The sequence below is a fragment of the Citrobacter sp. ABFQG genome, from assembly GCF_004322975.1.
GTDB lineage: Bacteria > Pseudomonadota > Gammaproteobacteria > Enterobacterales > Enterobacteriaceae > Citrobacter > Citrobacter freundii.
Window position 1 is genome coordinate 2,977,102 of sequence record NZ_CP036435.1, and the last position, 22,788, is coordinate 2,999,889.

26 protein-coding genes and 1 pseudogene are annotated in these 22,788 nt (G+C 51.1%); 12 read left to right on the forward strand and 15 right to left on the reverse strand.

The window, feature by feature from the left end:
* Positions 1-164: 164 nt before the first annotated feature.
* Positions 165-254 (forward strand): cytochrome bd-I accessory subunit CydH, encoded by a 90-nt coding sequence (gene cydH, locus WN16_RS14620; protein ID WP_003029209.1) that lies wholly within the window; start codon positions 165-167, stop codon positions 252-254.
* 176 nt (positions 255-430) lie between these two features.
* Positions 431-1,600: an MFS transporter gene (locus tag WN16_RS14625; protein ID WP_044699907.1), complete on the forward strand. Its 1,170-nt coding sequence runs from the start codon at positions 431-433 to the stop codon at positions 1,598-1,600.
* Positions 1,601-1,639: 39 nt separating this feature from the next.
* On the opposite strand, the gene sodB is transcribed toward WN16_RS14625, so the two are convergent.
* Together sodB and WN16_RS14635 are read right to left on the reverse strand one after the other, a co-directional pair.
* Positions 1,640-2,221, reverse strand: a complete 582-nt coding sequence (gene sodB, locus WN16_RS14630) for a superoxide dismutase [Fe] (RefSeq protein ID WP_003029205.1) — start codon at positions 2,219-2,221, stop codon at positions 1,640-1,642.
* A gap of 127 nt (positions 2,222-2,348) precedes the next feature.
* Complete coding sequence (locus tag WN16_RS14635) at positions 2,349-3,179, reverse strand: C40 family peptidase (RefSeq protein WP_044699906.1); 831 nt, start codon at positions 3,177-3,179, stop codon at positions 2,349-2,351.
* Positions 3,180-3,513: 334 nt separating this feature from the next.
* Between WN16_RS14635 and grxD the strand changes: the two genes are divergently transcribed.
* Complete coding sequence (gene grxD, locus WN16_RS14640; protein ID WP_044699904.1) at positions 3,514-3,861, forward strand: monothiol glutaredoxin 4; 348 nt, start codon at positions 3,514-3,516, stop codon at positions 3,859-3,861.
* Between the two features lie 53 nt (positions 3,862-3,914).
* On the opposite strand, the gene rnt is transcribed toward grxD, so the two are convergent.
* The 4 genes from rnt to WN16_RS14660 all read right to left on the reverse strand — a co-directional run bounded on the left by rnt (position 3,915) and on the right by WN16_RS14660 (position 6,913).
* Positions 3,915-4,562: a ribonuclease T gene (gene rnt, locus WN16_RS14645; RefSeq protein WP_003029200.1), complete on the reverse strand. Its 648-nt coding sequence runs from the start codon at positions 4,560-4,562 to the stop codon at positions 3,915-3,917.
* Positions 4,563-4,656: 94 nt separating this feature from the next.
* On the reverse strand, positions 4,657-5,064 hold the full coding sequence (gene gloA / locus WN16_RS14650) for a lactoylglutathione lyase (RefSeq protein ID WP_003029198.1): 408 nt from the start codon (positions 5,062-5,064) through the stop codon (positions 4,657-4,659).
* Positions 5,065-5,161: 97 nt separating this feature from the next.
* The gene (locus WN16_RS14655) at positions 5,162-6,259 is read right to left on the reverse strand and encodes an alkene reductase (RefSeq protein WP_003029197.1); all 1,098 of its coding nucleotides are present in this window, start codon (positions 6,257-6,259) and stop codon (positions 5,162-5,164) included.
* Positions 6,260-6,313: 54 nt separating this feature from the next.
* Positions 6,314-6,913, reverse strand: coding sequence for a TetR/AcrR family transcriptional regulator (locus WN16_RS14660; RefSeq protein ID WP_016150191.1), 600 nt, complete (start codon positions 6,911-6,913; stop codon positions 6,314-6,316).
* 101 nt (positions 6,914-7,014) lie between these two features.
* On the opposite strand from WN16_RS14660, the gene WN16_RS14665 reads away from it, so the two are divergent.
* The 3 genes from WN16_RS14665 to sodC all read left to right on the forward strand — a co-directional run bounded on the left by WN16_RS14665 (position 7,015) and on the right by sodC (position 8,806).
* Positions 7,015-7,254, forward strand: a complete 240-nt coding sequence (locus WN16_RS14665) for a DUF1289 domain-containing protein (RefSeq protein WP_003029191.1) — start codon at positions 7,015-7,017, stop codon at positions 7,252-7,254.
* Between the two features lie 49 nt (positions 7,255-7,303).
* The gene (locus tag WN16_RS14670) at positions 7,304-8,200 is read left to right on the forward strand and encodes an aldo/keto reductase family oxidoreductase (RefSeq protein WP_003029189.1); all 897 of its coding nucleotides are present in this window, start codon (positions 7,304-7,306) and stop codon (positions 8,198-8,200) included.
* Between the two features lie 81 nt (positions 8,201-8,281).
* Positions 8,282-8,806 (forward strand): superoxide dismutase [Cu-Zn] SodC, encoded by a 525-nt coding sequence (gene sodC, locus WN16_RS14675; RefSeq protein WP_003029187.1) that lies wholly within the window; start codon positions 8,282-8,284, stop codon positions 8,804-8,806.
* Here sodC and WN16_RS14680 read toward each other — a convergent pair.
* The 3 genes and pseudogenes from WN16_RS14680 to WN16_RS14690 all read right to left on the reverse strand — a co-directional run bounded on the left by WN16_RS14680 (position 8,782) and on the right by WN16_RS14690 (position 11,921).
* Positions 8,782-10,822, reverse strand: a pseudogene (locus WN16_RS14680) (FUSC family protein). The gene sodC and the pseudogene WN16_RS14680 overlap by 25 nt on opposite strands.
* Positions 10,819-11,682, reverse strand: coding sequence for an HlyD family secretion protein (locus tag WN16_RS14685; RefSeq protein ID WP_199996545.1), 864 nt, complete (start codon positions 11,680-11,682; stop codon positions 10,819-10,821). The pseudogene WN16_RS14680 and the gene WN16_RS14685 overlap by 4 nt, the downstream one beginning before the upstream one ends.
* 2 nt (positions 11,683-11,684) lie before the next feature.
* Positions 11,685-11,921: a DUF1656 domain-containing protein gene (locus tag WN16_RS14690; protein ID WP_003029180.1), complete on the reverse strand. Its 237-nt coding sequence runs from the start codon at positions 11,919-11,921 to the stop codon at positions 11,685-11,687.
* Between the two features lie 192 nt (positions 11,922-12,113).
* Between WN16_RS14690 and slyA the strand changes: the two genes are divergently transcribed.
* Positions 12,114-12,554, forward strand: a complete 441-nt coding sequence (slyA, locus tag WN16_RS14695; protein ID WP_019076732.1) for a transcriptional regulator SlyA — start codon at positions 12,114-12,116, stop codon at positions 12,552-12,554.
* A 47-nt stretch (positions 12,555-12,601) separates the two neighbouring features.
* Here slyA and slyB read toward each other — a convergent pair whose 3' ends face one another.
* Positions 12,602-13,069, reverse strand: a complete 468-nt coding sequence (gene slyB / locus WN16_RS14700) for an outer membrane lipoprotein SlyB (RefSeq protein WP_003029175.1) — start codon at positions 13,067-13,069, stop codon at positions 12,602-12,604.
* 274 nt (positions 13,070-13,343) lie between these two features.
* Here slyB and anmK point away from each other — a divergent pair, with 274 nt between their 5' ends.
* From anmK to pdxY, 5 genes are all read left to right on the forward strand, one after another.
* Positions 13,344-14,465: an anhydro-N-acetylmuramic acid kinase gene (gene anmK, locus WN16_RS14705; RefSeq protein WP_003029171.1), complete on the forward strand. Its 1,122-nt coding sequence runs from the start codon at positions 13,344-13,346 to the stop codon at positions 14,463-14,465.
* Positions 14,466-14,552: 87 nt separating this feature from the next.
* On the forward strand, positions 14,553-14,882 hold the full coding sequence (mliC, locus tag WN16_RS14710; RefSeq protein WP_003029170.1) for a C-type lysozyme inhibitor: 330 nt from the start codon (positions 14,553-14,555) through the stop codon (positions 14,880-14,882).
* 59 nt (positions 14,883-14,941) lie between these two features.
* Positions 14,942-15,598 (forward strand): pyridoxamine 5'-phosphate oxidase, encoded by a 657-nt coding sequence (gene pdxH, locus WN16_RS14715; protein WP_003029169.1) that lies wholly within the window; start codon positions 14,942-14,944, stop codon positions 15,596-15,598.
* Positions 15,599-15,724: 126 nt separating this feature from the next.
* Positions 15,725-16,999 carry a tyrosine--tRNA ligase gene (gene tyrS, locus WN16_RS14720; protein ID WP_003029168.1) on the forward strand — a complete coding sequence of 425 codons (1,275 nt, stop codon included), beginning with the start codon at positions 15,725-15,727 and terminating at the stop codon, positions 16,997-16,999.
* Between the two features lie 64 nt (positions 17,000-17,063).
* Positions 17,064-17,924 (forward strand): pyridoxal kinase PdxY, encoded by an 861-nt coding sequence (gene pdxY, locus WN16_RS14725; RefSeq protein ID WP_044699898.1) that lies wholly within the window; start codon positions 17,064-17,066, stop codon positions 17,922-17,924.
* A gap of 83 nt (positions 17,925-18,007) precedes the next feature.
* On the opposite strand, the gene gstA is transcribed toward pdxY, so the two are convergent.
* The 5 genes from gstA to rsxG all read right to left on the reverse strand — a co-directional run bounded on the left by gstA (position 18,008) and on the right by rsxG (position 22,788).
* Positions 18,008-18,613, reverse strand: coding sequence for a glutathione transferase GstA (gene gstA / locus WN16_RS14730; RefSeq protein WP_003029164.1), 606 nt, complete (start codon positions 18,611-18,613; stop codon positions 18,008-18,010).
* A 104-nt stretch (positions 18,614-18,717) separates the two neighbouring features.
* Positions 18,718-20,223, reverse strand: coding sequence for a dipeptide/tripeptide permease DtpA (dtpA, locus tag WN16_RS14735; RefSeq protein ID WP_003029162.1), 1,506 nt, complete (start codon positions 20,221-20,223; stop codon positions 18,718-18,720).
* Between the two features lie 613 nt (positions 20,224-20,836).
* On the reverse strand, positions 20,837-21,472 hold the full coding sequence (nth, locus tag WN16_RS14745; protein WP_003029161.1) for an endonuclease III: 636 nt from the start codon (positions 21,470-21,472) through the stop codon (positions 20,837-20,839).
* Entirely contained in the window at positions 21,469-22,164 is a 696-nt protein-coding gene (locus WN16_RS14750; RefSeq protein ID WP_003029158.1) for an electron transport complex subunit E, read from the reverse strand. The genes nth and WN16_RS14750 overlap by 4 nt, the downstream gene beginning before the upstream one ends.
* A gap of 3 nt (positions 22,165-22,167) precedes the next feature.
* Positions 22,168-22,788, reverse strand: a complete 621-nt coding sequence (gene rsxG / locus WN16_RS14755; RefSeq protein ID WP_003029155.1) for an electron transport complex subunit RsxG — start codon at positions 22,786-22,788, stop codon at positions 22,168-22,170.

Below are 22,788 nucleotides of genomic sequence, written 5' to 3' on the forward strand. Positions count from 1 at the left end.
TGGCCGGTACGCTAATCAAGTAAGCGTGGAATTTTGTCTGATCTTAACGAAAAGGGGAAGAGTTAAAAGCAGTTATCAATATAAATCGTGAGAGATTTTTGCTTTCAAGTGTGTAAAAATGCGCAATATCACTTTTTGTGTGGGAATAAAAAGGAGAAAACTTGATGAGCACCGATCTGAAATTTTCGTTAGTGACTACCATTATTGTTCTGGGTTTGATCGTCGCGGGTGGCCTGACCGCAGCGCTGCATTGATTTCCCCCGAGGGAGTTAGCTCTCCCTCACTCTTTCCGCTCGTCTATCTCTTCTATTGTTTGCGAATTAGCAAAAGTCTTTTGCAATTTTGTTAACTTTATTAATTTTGCGATCAATGTCATGCTTTTGACTCTTATTTTATGTCGCGCCACGGCTCGACGTTACGGAGTCGCAATATGAAACTCAATTATCCTTTACTGGCGCTGGCGATCGGAGCGTTTGGCATTGGCACCACCGAATTTTCGCCAATGGGATTATTGCCCGTCATAGCCAAAGGTGTGGATGTCTCGATTCCGGCGGCCGGCATGCTGATCAGCGCCTATGCGGTAGGTGTGATGGTAGGTGCACCGCTGATGACATTGCTGCTGTCTCATCGCGCGCGACGTAATGCTTTGATATTCCTGATGGCGATTTTCACGCTGGGTAATGTGCTTTCTGCTATCTCGCCGGATTACACCACGCTAATGCTATCGCGTATTTTGACCAGTCTTAACCATGGGGCCTTTTTTGGTCTCGGTTCAGTGGTTGCTGCCAGTGTTGTACCCAAACATAAGCAGGCCAGCGCCGTAGCAACGATGTTTATGGGGTTAACCATCGCCAATATTGGCGGCGTTCCGGCGACGACATGGCTTGGTGAAACCATCGGCTGGCGCATGTCATTTATGGCCACTGCGGGTCTGGGCGTCATTGCTATGGTCAGCCTGTTCTTCTCCTTACCCAAGGGGGGAGCGGGAGAGCGCCCGGATGTTCGCAGCGAACTGGCGGTACTTATGCGCCCACAGGTGTTGTCGGCGTTACTGACTACCGTACTGGGTGCTGGGGCGATGTTCACGCTTTATACCTACATCTCGCCGGTTCTGCATACTATCACTCATGCCACTCCGGCATTTGTTACCGGGATGCTGGTGTTGATAGGCATTGGTTTCTCGATCGGTAACTACTTTGGTGGCAAGTTTGCTGACCGTTCAGTCAACGGTACGTTGAAAGGCTTTTTACTGCTGCTGATGGTTATTATGCTGGCCATTCCTTTCCTTGCGAGTAATGAGCTGGGGGCGGCGATCAGTATGGTGGTCTGGGGCGCGGCGACGTTCGCGGTCGTTCCACCGTTGCAGATGCGTGTGATGCGCGTTGCCAGTGAAGCACCTGGATTATCATCGTCAGTCAATATTGGCGCGTTTAATCTGGGGAACGCTCTGGGTGCAGCGGCCGGTGGGGCGGTGATATCAGGCGGCCTGGGCTACAGTTTTGTGCCAGTGATGGGGGCGATTGTGGCGGGTCTTGCGCTGCTGCTGGTGTTTATTTCCGCAAGAAGACAGCCAGAAGAGGCTTTCACGACCACGAATTAATGCAAAAACGCAGAAGGAAGCCCTTCTGCGTTATCTTTTTTATGCTGCGAAGTTCTTCGCAACAAATTCCCAGTTCACCAGCGCCCAGAAATGTTCCAGGTAGCCAGGACGGGCATTGCGATAGTCGATGTAGTAGGCGTGTTCCCATACGTCAACGGTCATCAGCGGCGTCGCGTCGGTGGTCAGCGGAGTACCTGCGTTGGAGGTGGAGACGATAGCCAGTTTGCCATCAGTTCCTTTAACCAGCCAGGTCCAGCCAGAACCGAAGTTTTTGATAGCGGCATCGGTGAACTGCGCTTTGAAATCTGCAAAGCTGCCAAAGGAGGCGGCAATTGCATCGGCCAGTTTACCGGTTGGTTCGCCACCTGCGTTTGGTGCCAGGCAGTTCCAGTAGAACGTGTGGTTCCATACTTGTGCTGCGTTATTGAATACACCGCCTTCAGAGCTACGAACGATCTCTTCCAGTGATTTGCCTTCAAACGCCGTGCCTTTAATCAGATTGTTCAGATTGGTCACGTAGGTTTGATGGTGTTTGCCATAGTGATATTCCAGCGTTTCAGCAGAAATGTGCGGTGCCAGAGCATCTTTGGCATACGGTAATGCAGGTAATTCAAACGACATTGCTTCTCTCCTTATTATTTATATTGAGTACACACAATAGCCTCATTGTGAGTAAGGATAGGGTAGCAAATTGAAAGGTTATGCAAAAGAAGAACTTACCCTACAGTGTGTTCTGTAGGGTAAGTTTTTAGCGAATTGTTTTTGGCGTCATTACCCGACGAGCGCCCACATAGTGGCGCTGCCAGTAATCTTCGCTCAGAGAGGTGATTTGAATTTCCTGCCCGCTACGCGGTGACTGAATAAACTTACCGTTTCCGACGTAGACGCCGACGTGATCGGCCGTTCCGCGGCCCTGGGTACGAAAGAAGACCAGATCGCCATTTTTCAGTTCGCCACGTTCAATCGGTGCTGCATCACGCAGATGATACATTTCGTTCGCGGTACGCGGAATGCGGAACTTCACCAGATCTTTATAGGCATAATAAACCAGACCGCTGCAGTCAAACCCGGTTCTTGGCGAGGTGCCGCCCCAACGATAAGGTTTACCGATTTGGTTCATCAAGGTGGACATAGCGGTTTTAGTCGCTTTCTGCACTTTCACTTTATGGGCGTCAGCAAGCGTAGTTGGTGCAGTGGTTTTCACCTTCACGCAGCGTGGTTTATGACCTTTGCGCGGTGTGCATTTTTCAGTCCAGGTAACAGCTGCGGTTTGTGCTACGGCAGTTTTACCACGACGATTTGCAGTTTTAGTCGACTTTGCCGAAGTGGCAGTGCGTTTTTTAGAAGAGGAAGCGGTTTTGGTGCTGGTTTTACTGGTGGTTTTTGTCGCCGTTTTCTTGCTGGTCTTTGTTGTTTTTTGGCTGGTTGTTGCGCTTTTCTTTTTATCTACCGTTTTGATGGTGTGAGAATTGGTAGGTGTCACCCTGGCTTGCTTGGAAGCATGAGCCATAGGCGTAAAGGGCAGTGTAGTAAAAAGTAAAGCACAGAGCGTGATCGAGATTCGGTTTATCCGCGCCACTGAGCAGTCCTCTGGTAAGGCAGGTCTATCGTGCCTGCGTGTGATTTTCAAAACTTGACGATTCTAATCTATAGAAAGAGGGAAAGTTAATAGCTTTTTTTGTTTAAAACTATGTTTCGTAACCGACCGCAAAAAAAAACATCAATTAACGTTGGAGTTGGTGAACAGATAATCAAAACCACATGTTTGAAGGGGATAAGTGAGATTATGAATGCAACTTTTAGCGTCAGGGGATAAAATAATAACGCGTAATGAAAATGTTATTTTCCGTTGCCTGTCTGACCCGTTACAATGTCAGACTACTGCCGTAAAAGAAGTTTAAGGAAGCAAGATAATGAGCACCACTATCGAAAAAATCCAGCGCCAGATCGCTGAAAACCCGATTCTCCTGTACATGAAAGGTTCTCCTAAACTGCCAAGCTGCGGTTTCTCCGCTCAGGCTGTGCAGGCGCTGTCAGCCTGTGGTGAACGCTTTGCTTACGTTGATATTCTGCAGAACCCGGATATTCGCGCCGAACTGCCGAAATACGCAAACTGGCCAACTTTCCCACAACTGTGGGTTGATGGTGATCTGGTTGGCGGTTGTGACATTTTGATCGAAATGTACCAGCGCGGTGAGTTGCAGCAGCTGATTAAAGAAACAGCTGCGAAATACAAAACCGAAGAGCCGGACGCTGAGTAATATCAGCAGAAGTAAAAAAGCGACCTGAAATGGTCGCTTTTTTTATGTCGCCGTTATGCTTCTTCAGGCACGGGAAGAGGCCAACCACCGAGACGTTTCCAGCGGTTAACGATTTCGCAAAACAGCACGGCCGTACGTTCGGTGTCATACAGTGCCGAGTGTGCCTGATTCCCGTCAAACTCCATTCCCGCCGCCAGGCACGCTTTTGACAACACCGTTTGCCCCAATGACAGACCGCTTAATGCCGCCGTATCAAAGGTGACAAACGGATGAAACGGATTCCGTTTCAGCGAGGCGCGTTCTGCCGCTGCCATCATGAAACTGTGGTCGAACGTAGCGTTATGCGCCACCATGATTGCCCGATTGCAGCCGCTGTCTTTAATGCCTTTACGCACCATTTTGAAGATGGCATGCAGAGCGTCATATTCGCTGACCGCGCCGCGTAGCGGATTGTTCGGGTCAATACCGTTAAAGGCGAGGGCCTCCGGCTGCAGATTCGCGCCTTCAAACGGCTCTACGTGGAAATGTAACGTCGTGTCCGGCATCAGCCAGCCTTGTTCATCCATTTTCAGTGTGATGGCTGCAATCTCAAGCAGCGCATCGGTTTTGGCATTGAACCCTGCGGTTTCGACATCAATGACGACAGGATAAAAACCACGAAAACGGTCACACAGACCGGAAAGTTGAGCGTTATCGGACATCTGGGTCTCTTAATACGGGAAAATTGCAGCGCGTATTATGGCAAAATGATGAGTATAAAACTACGGGCACAGACGATCTGCGCCCGAGGGGAGGTTAGTCGCCCAGGCCGCGCCCGGCGTCTTTCTCTTCGATCAGCTCAATTTTATAGCCGTCCGGATCTTCAACGAACGCAATCACTGTGGTGCCGCCTTTTACCGGACCCGCTTCACGCGTTACGTTACCGCCATTCTGGCGAATACGTTCACAGGCTTCAGCCGCGTTGTCTACGCTCAGGGCGATATGGCCATAGGCAGTACCCAGCTCATACTTGTCGACACCCCAGTTATAGGTCAGTTCGATTACGGCTTCACTGGTTTCAGGACCGTAGCCGACAAAAGCCAGAGAGTACTTGTATTCAGGGTTTTCGCTGGTACGCAGCAGCTTCATGCCCAGCACGTTGGTATAAAACTCGATGGAACGCTGCAGGTCACCCACGCGCAGCATGGTATGGAGTAAACGCATCTTTTTCCCCTTCGAAAATGGCTAATACATTCAAAATGTTGTTTTAGTATAGCGGCGTTGTTACGCCGCTATCAATGGCAGAACGGAGATTGTGACGTTAGAGGGTAGGATAGTCGGTGTAACCTTCCGCGCCGCCGCCGTAGAAGCTCTCAGCACGTTGTGGATTCAGCTCCGCTTTGCGTTGCAGACGCGCCACCAGATCCGGGTTAGCAATATAGGCACGACCAAAAGCAACGGCGTCGATCAGACCTTTCTCGATCAGCGCTTCTGCCTTTTCAGGGGTGTAGGCACCAGCACCAATGATAGGACCGTGGAAGCGCGCGCGAACTTTTTCGCGGAACGCATCGGAATACGGCTCGCCACCGGCCCAGTCCGGCTCAGACATGTGCAGGTAAGCGATTCCACGCTTGCCCAATTGTTCAATCAGATACAGCGCATCGGCTTCTTCGTTCGGACCGTTGTCAACGTTCTGGAATGAGCCAATCGGGGAGACGCGAATACCAATACGATCGGCACCCCATTCTTTAATACCGGCATCAACCACTTCCAGCACAAGACGCGCACGATTTTCGACGCTACCGCCGTATTGATCGGTTCGCTGATTAGAGGTTGGCGACAGGAACTGGTGCAGCAGGTAGCCGTGGGCAGAGTGCAGTTCAACCATGTCGAAACCCGCTTCGCGCGCGTTGGCTATCGCCTGACGGAAGTCATTAACGATGCCCGGAATCTCTTCGGTTTCCAGCGCACGTGGCATTGAGGTATCGGCACGCGTTGCCAGGCCGTTTTCATCGCGCAGCGAGGTGCGGGTTCCAGCACTGATCGCGGAAGGTGCAACTGGAGCTTGACCATTTGGCTGCAGACTGGCGTGAGAGATGCGTCCGGTGTGCCACAACTGGACAGCAATATGACCTTGCTCAGCGTGTACGGCAGCGGTGATTTTCTTCCATGCGGCAATTTGCGCTTCGCTGTGTAAGCCGGGTGCTCCGGCATAACCTTTCGCCTGTGCGGAAATCTGCGTCGCTTCGCTGATAATAAGACCCGCGCTGGCGCGTTGACGGTAATACTCGGCCATCAGCGGAGTAGGGATGTCGCCAGGCTCAATACTGCGCAGACGCGTCAGTGGCGCCATGAATACGCGGTTTGCTGCCGTAATGGCACCCACTTTCAGTGGGGAAAACAGTTTTTCAGATGACATGTGGCACTCCTGAATAGACCGGTCGTCTAGTAATAAGGAAAATAAAAACGCCTGTTAAACGGCAGGCGTTGTGATGATGTTTTTAACGTGCGCCAGCGCATTTTCCAGCGGAGTGGCGCTACGAGAAATCTTGGCCTGCAGGTTGGCGCCAAGCCACAGCGCATACAGTACCTGCGCCTGCTGTAACGGCTCGCCAACAAAAGACAGGCAATGGTTGGCCTGACCTTTCTCCAGCGCCTGCGCTAACAGCACAATAATGTGCCGCGCGCCTTTATCCATCGCTGTGCGCATATCTTCTGACAGATCGCACACTTCGGCAGACAGTTTTACAGTTAAACAGCCGCTAATAATGCCGTGCTGGCTAAACTGGTTCAGGGTTTCCTGATAGTAGGCCAGAATGCGGTCGCGGTAGTTTCCCGCACCCGTATCAAAGTGTGTAGCCAGTCGCTGATGATAGGCCGCGTAGTGGCGTTCCAGCATCGCGACACCGAACGCTTCTTTAGAGCGAAAGTAATGATAAAACGAACCTTTGGGTACTTCAGCGGTTTTCAGTAGTTCGCTTAAACCCATGCCGGTGAAGCCGCGCTGCATACACAGCAGTTCGCCAGTCGCCAGCAGATGTTCGCGTGTATCGTGTTCAGTGATTTTGTTCATGAAAAGGAGTGTAATAGACCAGTCGGTCTAATGCAATAGCGCTTGCGAGAAATTCAGTTAACGTCTTCAATAAGTATATCAATCTTACTAAAGGAGGGGATGTGGCCGAACAGCTGGAGTTTTTCCCCGTCCAGAGCCCATGCCGTGGAATATGTCAGTCTGACGAACGCGGATTTTGCCGTGGCTGTTTTCGCAGTCGGGATGAGCGTTTTAACTGGCAAAAGATGAGCGATGCCCAAAAGCAGGAAGTGCTACGGCTTTGTCGTCAGCGCCTGATGCGTAAATTACGTGCGAACAAAGCCAACCCTTCGGAAGAACCGCAACAACCTTCACTCTTTTAAAAGCGTAATTGCGTATACTCGAGGCACATTCACTTAAAAGGAAGCTGCTATGGTTCAGCGTATTACTATTGCGCCGCAAGGCCCGGAATTTTCTCGCTTTGTGATGGGGTACTGGCGCCTGATGGACTGGAATATGTCCGCGCGCCAGCTAGTCAGCTTTATTGAAGAGCATCTGGATCTGGGCGTGACCACCGTCGATCACGCCGATATCTACGGTGGATATCAGTGTGAAGCGGCGTTTGGTGAGGCTATGAAACTGGCTCCCCATTTGCGTGAAAAAATGCAGATTGTGACCAAATGCGGGATCGCGACGACGGCGCGCGCGGAAAATGCGCTGGGCCATTACATTACCGACAGCGCGCATATTATTGCCAGTGCGGAAGAATCGCTGAAGCTGCTGGCGACCGATCATATTGATCTGTTGCTGATCCACCGCCCCGATCCGCTTATGGATGCTGACGACGTCGCCGACGCTTTCAAAAAATTGCACCACAGTGGCAAAGTGCGTCACTTTGGTGTCTCTAATTTCACCCCGGCACAGTTCTCATTGTTGCAATCGCGTCTGCCGTTTACGCTGGCGACCAACCAGGTTGAAATCTCTCCGGTACATCAGCCGCTCCTGCTGGATGGCACTTTAGATCAACTGCAACAGTTGCGTATTCGTCCAATGGCCTGGTCCTGCCTCGGCGGCGGTCGCTTGTTTAATGACGATGCGTTCCAGCCATTACGAAATGAACTTGCCGCGATCGCAGAAGAGCTAAACGCGCAGTCTATTGAACAGGTGGTGTACGCCTGGATTTTACGTTTGCCGTCTCAGCCGCTGCCGATTATAGGCTCAGGAAAAATAGAGCGCGTACGCGCCGCCATTGAGTCTGAGACGCTGAACATGTCTCGCCAGCAATGGTTCCGCATTCGTAAAGCGGCACTGGGTTACGACGTACCTTAATCGCGTTTTTGGTGCATCTCCGTTCAAAATTGTGTCACTGGTTTACACTTAACAATCAGACACCTTTTGGACGGAGGTCTTATGAAGCGTTTGAGTTTGGCCATCATCACTCTACTCGCCTGTGCAGGTGCGCAGGCTGCCATTGAAGAAAAAGTGACGATGAATCTGGTCACGTCGCAAGGCGTTGGCCAGGCGATTGGTACGGTCACTATTGCTGAAACCGCAAAGGGGCTGGAGTTTTCGCCCGATCTGAAAGCGTTGCCGCCGGGAGAACATGGTTTCCATGTGCATATGAACGGCAGCTGCCAACCGGCGATTAAAGAAGGGAAAGCCTCAGCCGCGGAATCGGCTGGAGGCCATTATGATCCGCACCAAACCGGCAAACACGAAGGCCCGGAAGGCGCAGGTCATATGGGTGACCTGCCGCTGCTGGTGGTGAATAACGACGGAAACGCTACAACACCGGTCATTGCGCCGCGCCTCAAAACGCTCGATGAGGTTAAAGGCAAAGCGCTGATGATCCATGTGGGCGGCGATAATATGTCCGATCAACCGAAACCGCTTGGCGGTGGCGGAGCGCGCTACGCCTGTGGTGTTATCAAATAATCAACTACTGAGAGTGCCCGGCGGTGGCGCCTGTTCGAGTTGTGAAAGCGAGCAGTGTAGCCGCCAGATCAATGCCGATAACTCCTGTGCAGCAGGTTGATGATGGTGGGCAAGCGCATCGCAAATGCGTTGTAGCTCACTCAGCGTGGCATTCAGTGGTCGTTGCTGGACGCCACGTTCGCTCATTACATCGCGCAGCAGAGAGATACACACGTCCCTGACGCGAGCCAGCGGATCCGAACGCGCCTCCCAGGTGCGCAGTTGCCACACCACGTGCGAGCAGTTCAGCAATACGACCCCCCAACGTAATAACCAGCGTCGCGCCAGCGCATCCTGACTGCTGCTGAGCTGGCTGACGTGATGATAGGTCAGCGATTCAAATTCGTTTTCACTGAGTGATGGGTGTCGGCTGAGCTGATCGACAAAATCCCGGCGCAGGGCGCGAATATGGCGGCGACTTTTCCGTGCATCCGAACCGGGCCGCAGAATGGCGAAGGCCAGCCATGACAGCGCCACGCCAGCGATTTTCGCCATATTGTCATTCAGGAAATCAGCAAAATCATATACCGGCGGATTGGTCACCGCGATAAACGAACCCATAAATACAATCAGTTGCCCCCAAAGACCTGCCAGGGCTGGCATTTGCAGCTTCAACAGTTGCATGGTGGCGAGTAGCGGGAAGAGAAAAAGAATGAATTGCCAGAGGTCGGAAATTTGCACCATCAGGCCAAACTTAACCACAAAGCTAAACAGCGACAGCAGAACCAGTGTGCGCATCAGCAAAGAAAGCGACTTGAACGGCGTGGCAACGGCGGAATACAGCACACTGCTGATGGCGGCGAGCGTGAGGGCGCCAGAGCCTGATTCCCATTGTGCGCCAATGCTCCATGCGCCGATAAGCATCAAAGTACAGAACGTACGTAACCCGCTCCAGATAGCTTCCGCATTATCGGTATGACGGGCAAGCCCCGGCGTGCGGACGATATTAATACGCTCGGCGGTAACGCCATTTTCCAGTAAATGCAGATAATGACTGCTGCGCAGGTAGAGCCGACAAAAATAACGCAGTCGTTGCCAGAAGGCGACGTGTCGATAGTCGCGTGCATCGACGGGTCGCAGTGGGGCAATAATACGTGCAACGGTGTAGCTATTAGCATTTGATTTTATCAGTTCGCTGAGCAACTGCTCGATAATTTCCCGGGTATTGGACGGGGGATTAGGCCAGTTCAGCAGCATCCTGCGCAGACTGGAAATCACGCTGGTCATCCTTAACTGTTGATGCAACAGCGAATTGAGCAAAGCATTTTGTCGGCGAAAACGGTAGTGGCTCCAGAACGCCTGAATACGCAGCAGGTTCATGGTAAGAATCTGACCGATAACACCTTCATGGGCTGTGCGAATGGCGTCCGTGGTTTCTGGTTGCCAGAGTAGGCTGGCATGTTCCAGTAAACGTGAATGCATGTTTTTCAATGCAGTCAGTAACGTGATGCCATCGGAGGTGCTGGGCAGGATCATCATCATCACACCGCCACACAAGATACCGACGATGACTTCGCACACGCGTGCCTGCGCGATATCCCATAACTGCGTAATTTCCACGGTATTGACCATGGGAAACGCAATGATTGCCGCCGTATAACCTGCCAGTTGAAAGGCGTAGGCAACGTTATTGGTGAAATGCGCACAGGCCCAGGTACAAAAACCGATCCACACCGACATGCTCAGCAAGAACAACCACGGCTCATTAAGGGTATGACCGGCAATAATCAATGCGGCGGTGGCACCCAGTAAGCTCCCCGCCACGCGCCCCAGACTTTTGCTGATAACCCCGCCAACGGTGGGAAAACTGACCACCGCCGCTGAGGTCATCGCCCAATAGGGTTCGTCCAGATTCAGATAATAAGCAAAAGTTAACGCCAGACACATCGCAATGGTGTTACGCAGCGCATAACGCCACTGTGCCGCCGTGGCTTTAAACCACGGCAAATTGCCAGGTGTCAGGCGGGGTAGTTTCATTTACGCTGGCCGATGGATACGCTGCAGGTTGTACCTGATACCAGCGTGACATCCCGCGGCAGGGCGTCGAATTCGATGCGTACCGGGATACGCTGCGCCAGACGCACCCACGGCACGTTGGGCTTGATATCTGGAATCAGGCCGGAATCACTTTCCACACTTTGATCGTAGATAGCACGACCAATACTGGAAACGTGACCCTGTAACTTTATATCACCGCTGTAGAGCGTGATGAGGGCAGGTGCACCTTCGCGAATGTGGCGCAACTTAGTTTCTTCAAAATACCCCATTACATAAAAAGAGTGACTGTCGACGAGAGCAAACAGAGGTTTCCCGGTTGAAGCGTAGTCTCCGGGACGGGTTGAAAGATTGGTGACCCAGCCCGCTACGGGGGCTTTGACCACCGTTTGCGTCAATTGCCACTGTGCCTGACGCAGACTGGCCTCTGCTGCTTCAACACTCGCCTGCATGGCTTTCACGTTGAGATTTGCGGTATCCAGATCCTCGGCTGAGATGTAATTTTGCGATAAATGACGGCGGCGGTTGGCTTCGTTATTGGCTTTCGCCAGGTCAGACTGCGCTTTTGCGAGTTGCGCTTGCGCATTCAGTTCAGCAATGTGAAATGGCGTCTTGTCGATAATAAAAAGGACATCGCCTTTATTCACAAACTGGTTATCTTTTATATAGAGTTCGCTAATGCTACCTGACACCTGTGGCGTAATGCTGACCTGCTCTGCTCGCACTTTGCCATCACGTGTCCAGGGCGATTGCATATAGTAATTCCACATCCACCATCCGGCGAAAACTGCGATTGCAGCGACTATAATAGTGGAGAAGTATTTAACGATTTTAAGCGACATAATCACCACGCTATCAGCATAACAAAGGCCAGACATACGCAAAGCGTAAAGAGTGAAAGATCCATTAACAAGGGATGCCAGATTTCGCCAGAGTAAATCCAGTCGCGCAGTAGGCGATGAACAACCAGCCAGAGAATAAATCCTGCTACAATCGCCTTGAAAACAGGAGGGAAGTAGACAGATGCGCCGATCATTAAATCTTGTAGGGGCAATCCTGTTGCATTAAACATAAACTTCACGGGCAAAATCCTTGGCGGAAGAGAGCATTGCTATAGGTTTAGCAAAAAAGAGACAATGAGTCTCCGTAACGCATAATGTCTGAAAAAATGTCAGCCGGTAAGCAAATTTGGCAATACATTTGTTTTGGGAATACAAATGCTGCACACTATTCTAAAATCAGCACAATAACTTAGCAAGCTAATTATAAGGAGATGAAATTGGAATCGCCATTAGGTTCTGATCTGGCACGGTTGGTGCGCATTTGGCGTGCTCTGATTGACCATCGCCTGAAACCTCTGGAGTTGACGCAGACGCATTGGGTTACGCTGCACAACATTCATCAGTTGCCGCCGGATCAATCGCAGATTCAGTTGGCTAAAGCGATTGGCATCGAGCAGCCTTCGTTGGTACGTACGCTTGACCAGTTAGAGGAAAAGGGACTCATTTCACGACAGACTTGCGCCAGCGATCGCCGGGCAAAGAGAATTAAACTGACAGAAAAAGCAGAGCCGCTGATCGCTGATATGGAAGCGGTTATCAACAAGACGCGTGGAGAAATTTTGGAAGGGATTTCAGCTGAGGAAATTGATCTGCTGATTAAACTGGTCGCCAGGCTGGAACACAATATTATTGAGCTGCAGTCACAGGGCTGAAGCAAAAAAATGACGTGTGGCCAGGGGCTGACCACACGTGAATTTGATTAGCGTGGAGACACGGTAACCTGGCTGCCGTTGTTAGCCATAACAACGCGCTGGCCGGCTGAAAACTTGGTCGCACCCTGTTTCTGAACCACCATGATGGTATTACCATCATCCTTACGGATTTCCAGTTCCACACCCTGGGTTTTATTCATCGCACCTTGTACGCCTTGACCCGCTACGCCACCGGCAACTGCGCCTGCAGCCGTCGCTAATGAACGACCCGTACCGCCACCGACGGTGTTACCGAGGAACCCGCCGAGTACCGCACCACCAATAGCACCAATCACGTTTGCGTCATCGCCACCCTGGATTTGCACCGGACGAACATGAACAATCGTACCGTAGGTAACGTTCTGAACTTGTTTCGCTTCGGATGCGGTATACACGTCACCTGAAAGGCTATCATTGTTAACGCAACCCGCTAAAGATACGCCCATTAATGAAACAATCAGCACACGTTTAATCATTTACAAATCTCCTTTGTCACCACGAAACGCTAATAAAGCACCCTTCATGGTTAAATTATATGGCATTTGTGAGCCTAAGATCACATGTTCTACTGGAACAATATGAAAATCTTAACCGAAATCGGATCAACCGAGTATAAACGAATCATTCATGTAATTGATGTAATTAAACGATCATTGTAATGATTAGCCACCAAAAATCATTAAGGAAGCATGGCATTAGTCGACACTTTATGGTTGAGTGTCAAGGCTAATTTGCTTAAAAGGATGACCTATGAAATCGGGCCGTTTTATCGGTGTAATGTCTGGAACCAGCCTTGATGGCGTCGATGTTGTGCTGGCGACAATAGATGAAACGATGGTTGCGCAGCAGGCGAGTCTGACCTGGCCCATCCCCATTCATGTTAAACAAGCGATTCTGGATATCTGCCAGGGGCAGCAGCTTACACTTTCTCAGTTTGGTCAGTTGGACGCGCAGCTCGGTTATTTATTTGCTGAGGCGGTGAATGCGTTATTGGCGCAAGAAAAATTGAAACCGCAGGATATCGTTGCGATTGGTTGCCACGGGCAAACCGTGTGGCATGAACCGAACGGTGCTGCGCCACACACGCTGCAAATTGGCGATAACAACCAGATTGTTGCGCGTACAGGGATAACCGTAGTCGGCGATTTTCGTCGACGTGATATTGCACTTGGCGGGCAGGGTGCACCGCTCGTTCCCGCGTTTCATCAGGCACTGCTGGCACATCCAACGGAACGGCGGATGGTGTTAAATATCGGCGGGATTGCCAATCTGTCTCTGCTTATTCCGCAACAACCCGTTCGCGGATACGACACCGGGCCGGGCAATATGCTGATGGATGCCTGGATCTGGCGGCAATGCGGTCAACCTTACGACAAAGATGCGCAGTGGGCCATTTCGGGAATGGTTATCCTGCCGTTACTGCAAAATATGCTTAACGACCCTTATTTTTCCGCGCCTGCGCCGAAAAGCACTGGTCGTGAGTATTTTAATTATGGCTGGATAGAACGTCATCTGGTGCAGTTCCCGGGGATTAGTCCGCGGGATGTGCAGGCGACGCTTGCCGAACTGACCGCGGTGACCATTTCAGAGCAGGTCTTGCTAAGCGGCGGTTGTGAACGGCTCATGGTCTGCGGTGGAGGAAGCCGTAATCCGCTGCTGATGATGCGTCTGGCGGCACTATTGCCGGGAACAGAGGTCACCTCAACGGATGAAGCCGGGATCAGCGGCGATGATATGGAAGCGTTAGCCTTTGCCTGGCTGGCGTGGCGGACACTGGCCGGATTACCTGGAAATCTGCCTTCTGTGACTGGCGCATCAGAGCCGAGCGTTTTAGGGGCGATTTATCCTGCTAACCCACGAACTCAGAGTTAACTGAAATTATTCAGCACCGTATGCCGGTAAACTAGGGATATTAGGGAGGGTTCCATTACCCTCCGGGACCAGGAAAGTCTTCAGGATATGGCTATGAAAAAACTATTGTTAGTGTGTCTGCCGGTACTGCTTAGCGGGTGTAGCGTATACAACCAATTTGTTGAGCGTATGCAAACGGATACGCTCGAATACCGCTGCGACGAAAAACCGCTTACCGTCAAGCTGAACAATACCCGCCAGACGGCAAGCTTTGTTTATGATAATCAGCTATTGAACCTCAAACAGGGCGTGTCGGCATCAGGTGCGCGCTATACCGATGGGATCTACGTTTTCTGGTCTAAAGGCGACGAGGCAACGGTCTATAAACGAGACAGAATTGTGCTAAATAACTGTCAGTTACAGAACCCGAAGCGTTGAGATTTTCACCTGGGCGGCGCACAATAGCGTCACCCACTGACAATCCGTAGCCCAAGATCATGTCTGATAACGACGAATTGCAGCAAATCGCGCATCTGCGCCGTGAATACACGAAAGGCGGTCTTCGCCGCCGCGATCTTCCCGCCGAACCCCTTGCGCTGTTTGAGCGCTGGCTGGGGCAAGCCTGTGACGCCAAACTGGCCGATCCCACCGCGATGGTCGTTGCGACCGTCGATGAAAATGGCCAGCCGTATCAGCGTATCGTGTTACTCAAACATTATGATGACAAAGGGCTGGTGTTCTATACCAACCTTGGCAGCCGTAAGGCGCATCAGATCGAGAAAAACCCACGCATCAGCCTTTTATTTCCCTGGCATACGCTGGAAAGACAGGTGATGGTGATCGGTAAGGCTGAGCGTCTCTCCACGTTAGAAGTAGTGAAATACTTCCACAGTCGCCCACGCGACAGCCAGATTGGCGCCTGGGTCTCTAAGCAATCCAGCAGGATCTCAGCTCGTGGTATTCTCGAAAGTAAATTTCTCGAACTGAAGCAGAAGTTTCAGCAAGGAGAAGTTCCACTGCCCAGTTTCTGGGGCGGCTTTCGCGTGAGTATTGAGCAAATGGAGTTCTGGCAAGGTGGTGAAAACCGCTTACACGATCGTTTTTTATACCAACGCGAAGATAACGCGTGGAAAATTGATCGCCTGGCCCCTTAAAGATGCAAATTTCTTGTTTTAAGCGCTGGTGCTGATCAATCCGGCGCTTTATTCTATGTTTCTTTCGCATCAGGCGAAAAGTCGTGTACCGGCAAAGGTGCAGTCGTTTTATACATGGAGATTTTGATGGCAAGCAGTAACTTGATTAAACAATTGCAAGAGCGGGGGCTGGTGGCCCAGGTGACGGACGAGGAAGCGTTAGCAGAGCGACTGGCGCAAGGCCCGATCGCGCTCTATTGCGGCTTCGATCCTACCGCTGACAGCTTGCATTTGGGGCATCTGGTTCCATTGTTATGCCTGAAACGCTTCCAGCAGGCAGGCCATAAGCCTGTCGCACTGGTAGGTGGCGCAACCGGTCTGATTGGTGACCCGAGCTTTAAAGCCGCCGAGCGTAAACTGAATACCGAAGACACTGTGCAGGAGTGGGTGGATAAAATCCGCAAACAGGTTGCACCGTTCCTCGATTTCGACTGTGGCGACAACTCGGCGATTGCTGCGAACAACTACGACTGGTTTGGCGGTATGAACGTACTGACTTTCCTGCGTGATATCGGCAAACACTTCTCCGTTAACCAGATGATCAACAAAGAAGCGGTTAAGCAGCGTCTGAACCGTGACGATCAGGGGATCTCCTTTACCGAGTTTTCTTACAACCTGCTGCAGGGTTATGACTTTGCCTGCCTGAATAAGCTGCACGGCGTGGCACTGCAGATTGGTGGTTCTGACCAGTGGGGTAACATTACTTCGGGTATCGATTTGACCCGTCGTCTGCACCAGAATCAGGTGTTTGGTCTGACCGTACCACTGATTACTAAAGCTGATGGCACCAAATTCGGTAAGACGGAAGGCGGCGCAGTGTGGCTGGATCCGAAGAAAACCAGTCCGTACAAATTCTACCAGTTCTGGATCAACACCGCCGATGCGGACGTTTATCGCTTCCTGAAATTCTTCACTTTCATGGATATTGAAGAGATCAATGCGCTGGAAGAAGAAGATAAAAACAGCGGTAAAGCGCCGCGTGCCCAGTATGTTCTGGCCGAACAGGTTACGCGTCTGGTTCACGGTGAAGAAGGTCTGGTCGCGGCAAAACGCATTACCGAAAGCTTGTTCAATGGCAATCTCAGCGATTTGAGTGAAGCAGATTTCGAACAGCTGGCGCAGGATGGCGTGCCGATGATCGAGATGGATAAAGGTGCCGATTTGATGCAGGCGCTGGTAGACTCCGAGCTGCAACCTTCTCGCGGTCAGGCCCGTAAGACCATTGCGTCTAACGCGGTGACCATCAACGGTGAGAAGCAGTCCGATCCGGAATATTTCTTCCAGGAGAGTGATATCCTGTTCGGGCGCTATACCTTACTGCGCCGTGGCAAGAAGAACTATTGTCTGATTTGCTGGAAGTAAGATTGCGTTAGCAGGGGCGTGGGAAACTACGCCCCTTTATTTTTTCAGGGTTGTGATAAGTAAAATGAAGAATATCCTCGCCATCCAGTCCCACGTTGTTTTTGGCCATGCGGGCAACAGTGCAGCAGAATTTCCGATGCGTCGTCTTGGCGCAAACGTCTGGCCGTTGAATACCGTCCAGTTTTCAAACCACACGCAGTATGGCAAATGGACCGGTTGCGTTATGCTGCCGAGCCATCTGACTGAAATTGTCCAGGGCATTGCTGATATTGATAAACTCCAGACCTGTGACGCAGTACTGAGCGGCTATCTTGGCTCAGCTGAACAGGGCGAGCATATTCTGGGTATTGTACGTAAAGTAAAAGCGGCCAACCCGCAGGCAAAATACTTTTGCGATCCGGTGATGGGACACCCTGAAAAGGGGTGTATCGTAGCTCCGGGTGTGGCGGAATTTCATGTACGTCATGCACTTCCGGCTAGTGACATTATTGCCCCGAATTTGGTTGAGCTCGAAATTCTGTGCGAGCATGCGGTGAACAATGTTGATGAGGCTGTTGCGGCGGCGCGTGAACTGATCGCTCAGGGACCTGAAATTGTACTGGTGAAGCATCTGGCACGCGCAGGTATTAGCACCGACCGTTTCGAGATGCTGCTGGTCACCGCTGAACAGGCGTGGCATATCAGTCGCCCGCTGGTCGATTTTGGCGCACGTCAACCGGTTGGTGTGGGTGATGTTACCAGTGGCTTGTTGCTGGTGAAACTGTTACAGGGCGCGTCTTTACAGCAGGCGCTTGAGCATGTGACTGCGGCAGTGTACGAAGTGATGATCGCCACCAAAGAGATGCACGAGTATGAGTTGCAGGTGGTGGCCGCGCAGGATCGCATCGCGAAGCCTGAGCACTACTTCAGCGCAACGCAGTTGTAATCAATGCCCGATGGCGTTCACGCTTATCGGGCATATTTTTAGCTGTAGGCCGGGCAAGCGCAAGCACCACCCGGCAGCAACAATTAATTTAACCCTTCTGCTTTAAGCGCCGCGGCAACCGCCGGGCGTTCAGCCATACGCGCCATATACGCGTCAATATGGCTTAATCCTGCCATATTCAGCTTAACCGCATAGGCCCAACGCAGTACGGTAAACAGGTAGGCATCGGCGATGCTGAAGCGCGGGCCGCAGATCCATTGGTTATCTTTTAGCGAGTCGTTCACATACTGCATTTTTTTCTCCAGCAGCGCACGAACGGTTGGCTTGAAGTCTTCCGGCGTATCGGGACGGAACAGTGGCGTAAAACCTTTATGCAGTTCTGTCGCAATGTAGTTAAGCCATTCGATGGTTTTGTAACGGGAGAGGCTGCTGGTAGGGGCAAGGAGCTGACGGTCTGGCACGCTGTCCGCCAGGTATTGCATGATGGCGACACCTTCGGTAAGTAGCGTACCATCATCCAGCAGCAGTGCGGGAACTTGCCCTTTTGGGTTTACCGCGAAAAAATCATCGCCATTTTCCAGACGTTTCTTCATCAGATCAACACCATCCAGCGTGAAATCTTTACCGCTCTCACGAAGTGTGATGTGGGAAGCGAGAGAACAAGCGCCCGGTTTGTAGAACAGTTTCATCGGTAACTCCTTTTGGCTGAGGTATATCGTATGGTAGTGCTACCTCATGCAAAAAAAAAGCCGCTAACAACAGTTAGCGGCCTGAAAATGAGTTTCCCTGAGAATTACGCTGTCGCGGCCTTAGCGGCTTTCTCATCGGCTTCGTCATCCTGAGTCATACGGTTCAGTTTCGGAGCCGTCAGCAGCATCAGAACAGCGATAACAGCCGTCGCAACACCAATCTGCAGGAACACACGACCGTAGACTTCAAGGGACATCAGCGGGTCAGTCACGTTCTCTGGTACAGCCATCATGTTAGCGACGTAGCCACCGATGATGTTTGCACCGGCAGTGGTCAGGAACCAGCTACCCATGATGAAGCCCATCAGGCGTTGCGGAACCAGCTGTGCCACCATTGCCAGACCCAGACCGGAGATCATCAGCTCACCGATACTTTGCAGGCCATAGCAGATAATCAGCCAGTTAACGGAAACGATGCCCGCATCGGTAGCGAATTTCGCGCCCAGCGGCAGGATCAGGAATGCACCGGAACACAGAACCATACCAATCGCAAACTTGGTCGGCATCGGCAGGGTATCGCCCATCTTGTTATAGATAGCGGCGAGGATTGGGCTACCAATGATGATCCAGAAGGGGTTCAGCGCCTGGTACTGTTCAGGTTCGAAAGCAATGCCAAGAATAGAGTGCTCAACGTTACGAATCGCAAAGAAGTTCAGTGAGGTCGGCATCTGGCTGTACAGCACGAAGAAGATAATCGCTTCCAGCATCAGAATGAAGGCGACGATCATTTTACGACGCGCAGCACCTTTCATGGTGAAGGCTTCTTTACCGAAGATAAACACGATACCGATAGCAATTACACCCAGAACCATACGTGCGATCTGCTGGTTGTGCAGCAGCCAGGTCGCAATCGCGATCAGAACCACAACGCCAACGATAGTCAGCAGCAGGTTACGGAAGTTGATTGGTTCAAAGTCAGGTTTAGAACCGTATTGTTTAACCCAGCGCTGACAGAATGCGAAGTTAACAACGGTAATCAGCATACCTACGACGCTCAGCGCGAACGCAGTGCTCCAGCCGTAACGCGCAGCTAACCATGGCGTTGCCAGCATAGAGAAGAATGAACCGATGTTGACGGACATGTAGTACATGGTAAATGCACCATCAAGACGCGGGTCATCTTTGGCATAGCAGGTAGAGAGCAGGGAGGATGGGTTTGCTTTAAACAGGCCGTTACCGACCGCGATAGCCGCCATGCCCATATAAACGATACCCGCATCGTGACCGGACCATGCTACCAACGCATAACCGATGGCCAGGACAACGGCACCCAGCATAATGACACGTTTTGTTCCCAGAACTTTATCACCTAACCAGCCGCCAATGGCAACCAGACCGTACACCAGGGCGCTAAAGGACGAGAAAAGGGTGATGGAATCCGCTTCTGACATACCCAGCTGTTTAACCAGGTAGACGGCCATAATCCCTTGCAGGCCGTAATAACCAAAACGTTCCCACAGCTCAATAGAGAAAATGAGATAGAACGCTTTTGGTTGTTTGAAGGCGTTTAAACTTACGCTTTCTGTTGGTTTATTGTTTGCAGTAGACACTTTTACCTCTTTTTTTACATCCCATATCAACGGGGGTGTTCAGGTACGTGATGAGTCAAGTTCATCCGTCCGATTGTTATAGTGGGAGGGGAAACGGCAAGTAATGTTCACTATCTTGACCATTCAGACAAGTGGTTTGTAATAATCTGTTACATATATCATAACTGGTGAAATCGTCGGGGCCGCGAAATGTTATCTAGCGTTAAATTTCTTCATTTGTAAAATGGCAGATTTTTACACTGTTTAATCACCGCTAAAACCGCAATGTGGCGATATGTTCTGCTATTTAAGGTTGAATCCAGTGATATAGGCCATTATCTGAAAAATAGGCAGTGTAATGTTTTGTTTAGAAACTGTGCAGTTAGGTCATCTAATTGTCATCTTAACTAAAAAATAAAAACTTATTAACATTGTGTTAGCTGGATGATCTGGATCACGTATAGATAGAAATTTCTTTTGCTAAAAAAACGATTAACCTGCTCAGGTGTTAATTAACAAGAATATTGCATTAGATTTGAGCAATTGAATGGCATCATTGTCGGGAAAAGAAACATTGGGGAGTGCATAACTAAACGTTATGTATGTATGGGGCAAAGAGGATGCCCCGGCAGCATTAGATATCGACTTTCTCTTTGAATTCGCAGAGATCTTCGATGATACAGGAACCACAACGTGGCTTTCTGGCTATACAGGTGTAGCGGCCATGAAGAATTAACCAGTGGTGGCAATCGACTTTAAATTCACTGGGTACGACTTTCAGTAGCTTTTCTTCTACCTGCTCGACGTTTTTACCTGGGGCGAATTGTGTCCGGTTACATACCCGGAAAATGTGGGTATCTACGGCAATAGTGGGCCAGCCAAAGGCGGTATTTAACACCACATTAGCCGTCTTGCGCCCAACGCCGGGGAGAGCTTCTAACGCAGCACGGTCTTCAGGCACTTCACCATTATGTTGTTCCAGCAGAATGCGGCAGGTTTTAATTACGTTTTCCGCTTTGCTGTTAAACAAACCGATTGTCTTGATGTAGGACTTAACACCTTCAACTCCGAGCTCCAGCATCGCAGCAGGCGTATTGGCGACGGGGTATAGTTTAGCCGTCGCTTTATTGACGCTGACATCGGTGGCCTGAGCGGATAGCAAGACCGAAATCAGCAGTTCAAACGGCGATGTAAAATTAAGCTCGGTTGTCGGATGCGGGTTGTTATCCCGCAGGCGAGTCAGTATTTCCAGACGTTTTGCTTTGTTCATGAGACATTCCCTGTTTCACCAGCCGGACTGTCCGCGACAGCCGCTTCGGCACGACGTTTCTTCATTCTCTCATCAATCAGGTACTTAACTGCCAGCATCAAGCCCAGACCAATAAACGCGCCTGGTGGCAGCATGGCCAGCAGAAACGGCGTATCAGTATGGAAGATCTCAACGCGCAATACTTTGGCCCAGTTACCCAACAAACCGTCTGCGCCATCAAACAGTGTACCGTTACCAATTATTTCACGCAGCGAGCCCAGAACAAACATGGCGCCGGTCGCCCCCATACCGATGGAAAAACCATCGAGTGCGGATAATGCAGGGCCTTTTTTGGCGGCGAAGGCTTCTGCGCGGCCAACAACAATACAGTTGGTCACAATCAGCGGGATAAAGATGCCCAGAGACTGATACAGGCCAAAGGCATAGGCATTGATCAGCATCTGCACCGCACTCACCACGGAGGCGATGATCATGACATAAATTGGAATACGGATTTCAGGCGGAGTCCAGCGACGAAGGGCCGAAATCGTCAGGTTGGTCAGCGTCAGAACGAGCGTCGTCGCGAGCCCCAGCCCCAGCGCGTTAGTGGCGGTAGAGGTAACAGCCAACAGCGGACACATCCCGAGTAGCTGCACAAGCGCGGAGTTATTTTTCCATAACCCCTGGACAATAACGTCTTTAATTTCGCTCATGGTTTATTCTCCACAGGCGCTAAGTTGAGGAAGCTGCGCGGGTAGCGTCTGCGCATACAAACCGGCGCGTTTTACTGCGTTCACTACCGCCCGCGGCGTAATGGTTGCGCCAGTAAACTGGTCAAAGTCGCCGCCGTCTTTTTTCACAGCCCAGTGGGCATCGTTACCCGTAGCGATCGTTTTGCCGCTAAAGTGGGTGATCCAGTCGGACAGTCGCAGTTCGATTTTATCGCCCAGTCCCGGGGTTTCATGATGCTCGGTTACCCGCGTACCCAACACGGTACCCGTAAAATCGACACCGACCAGCAGTTGAATCGCCCCGGAATACCCATCTGGCGCCGTAGCTTCAAGAATTGCTGCAACGGGACGGTCGTCCTGGCGGGCAATATACACGCGGTGAGTACCTTTGCCCAATGCCTGCGCATTGACCAGATAACAGCTCTCAGACAAGTTATTATTGTAGCGATCGCCAGGCAGCACCTGATCGAACAGTGCTTTTTGCTGCAGCGCGGCCTGTTCATCAATGGTGGACTTGGTTAATTGATTGATTGCCGCGGTTAATCCCGTTGAACCAGCAGCAAACAGCGCCAGCGTAATACCGTGTTTACGAATCGTTTTCAGCAT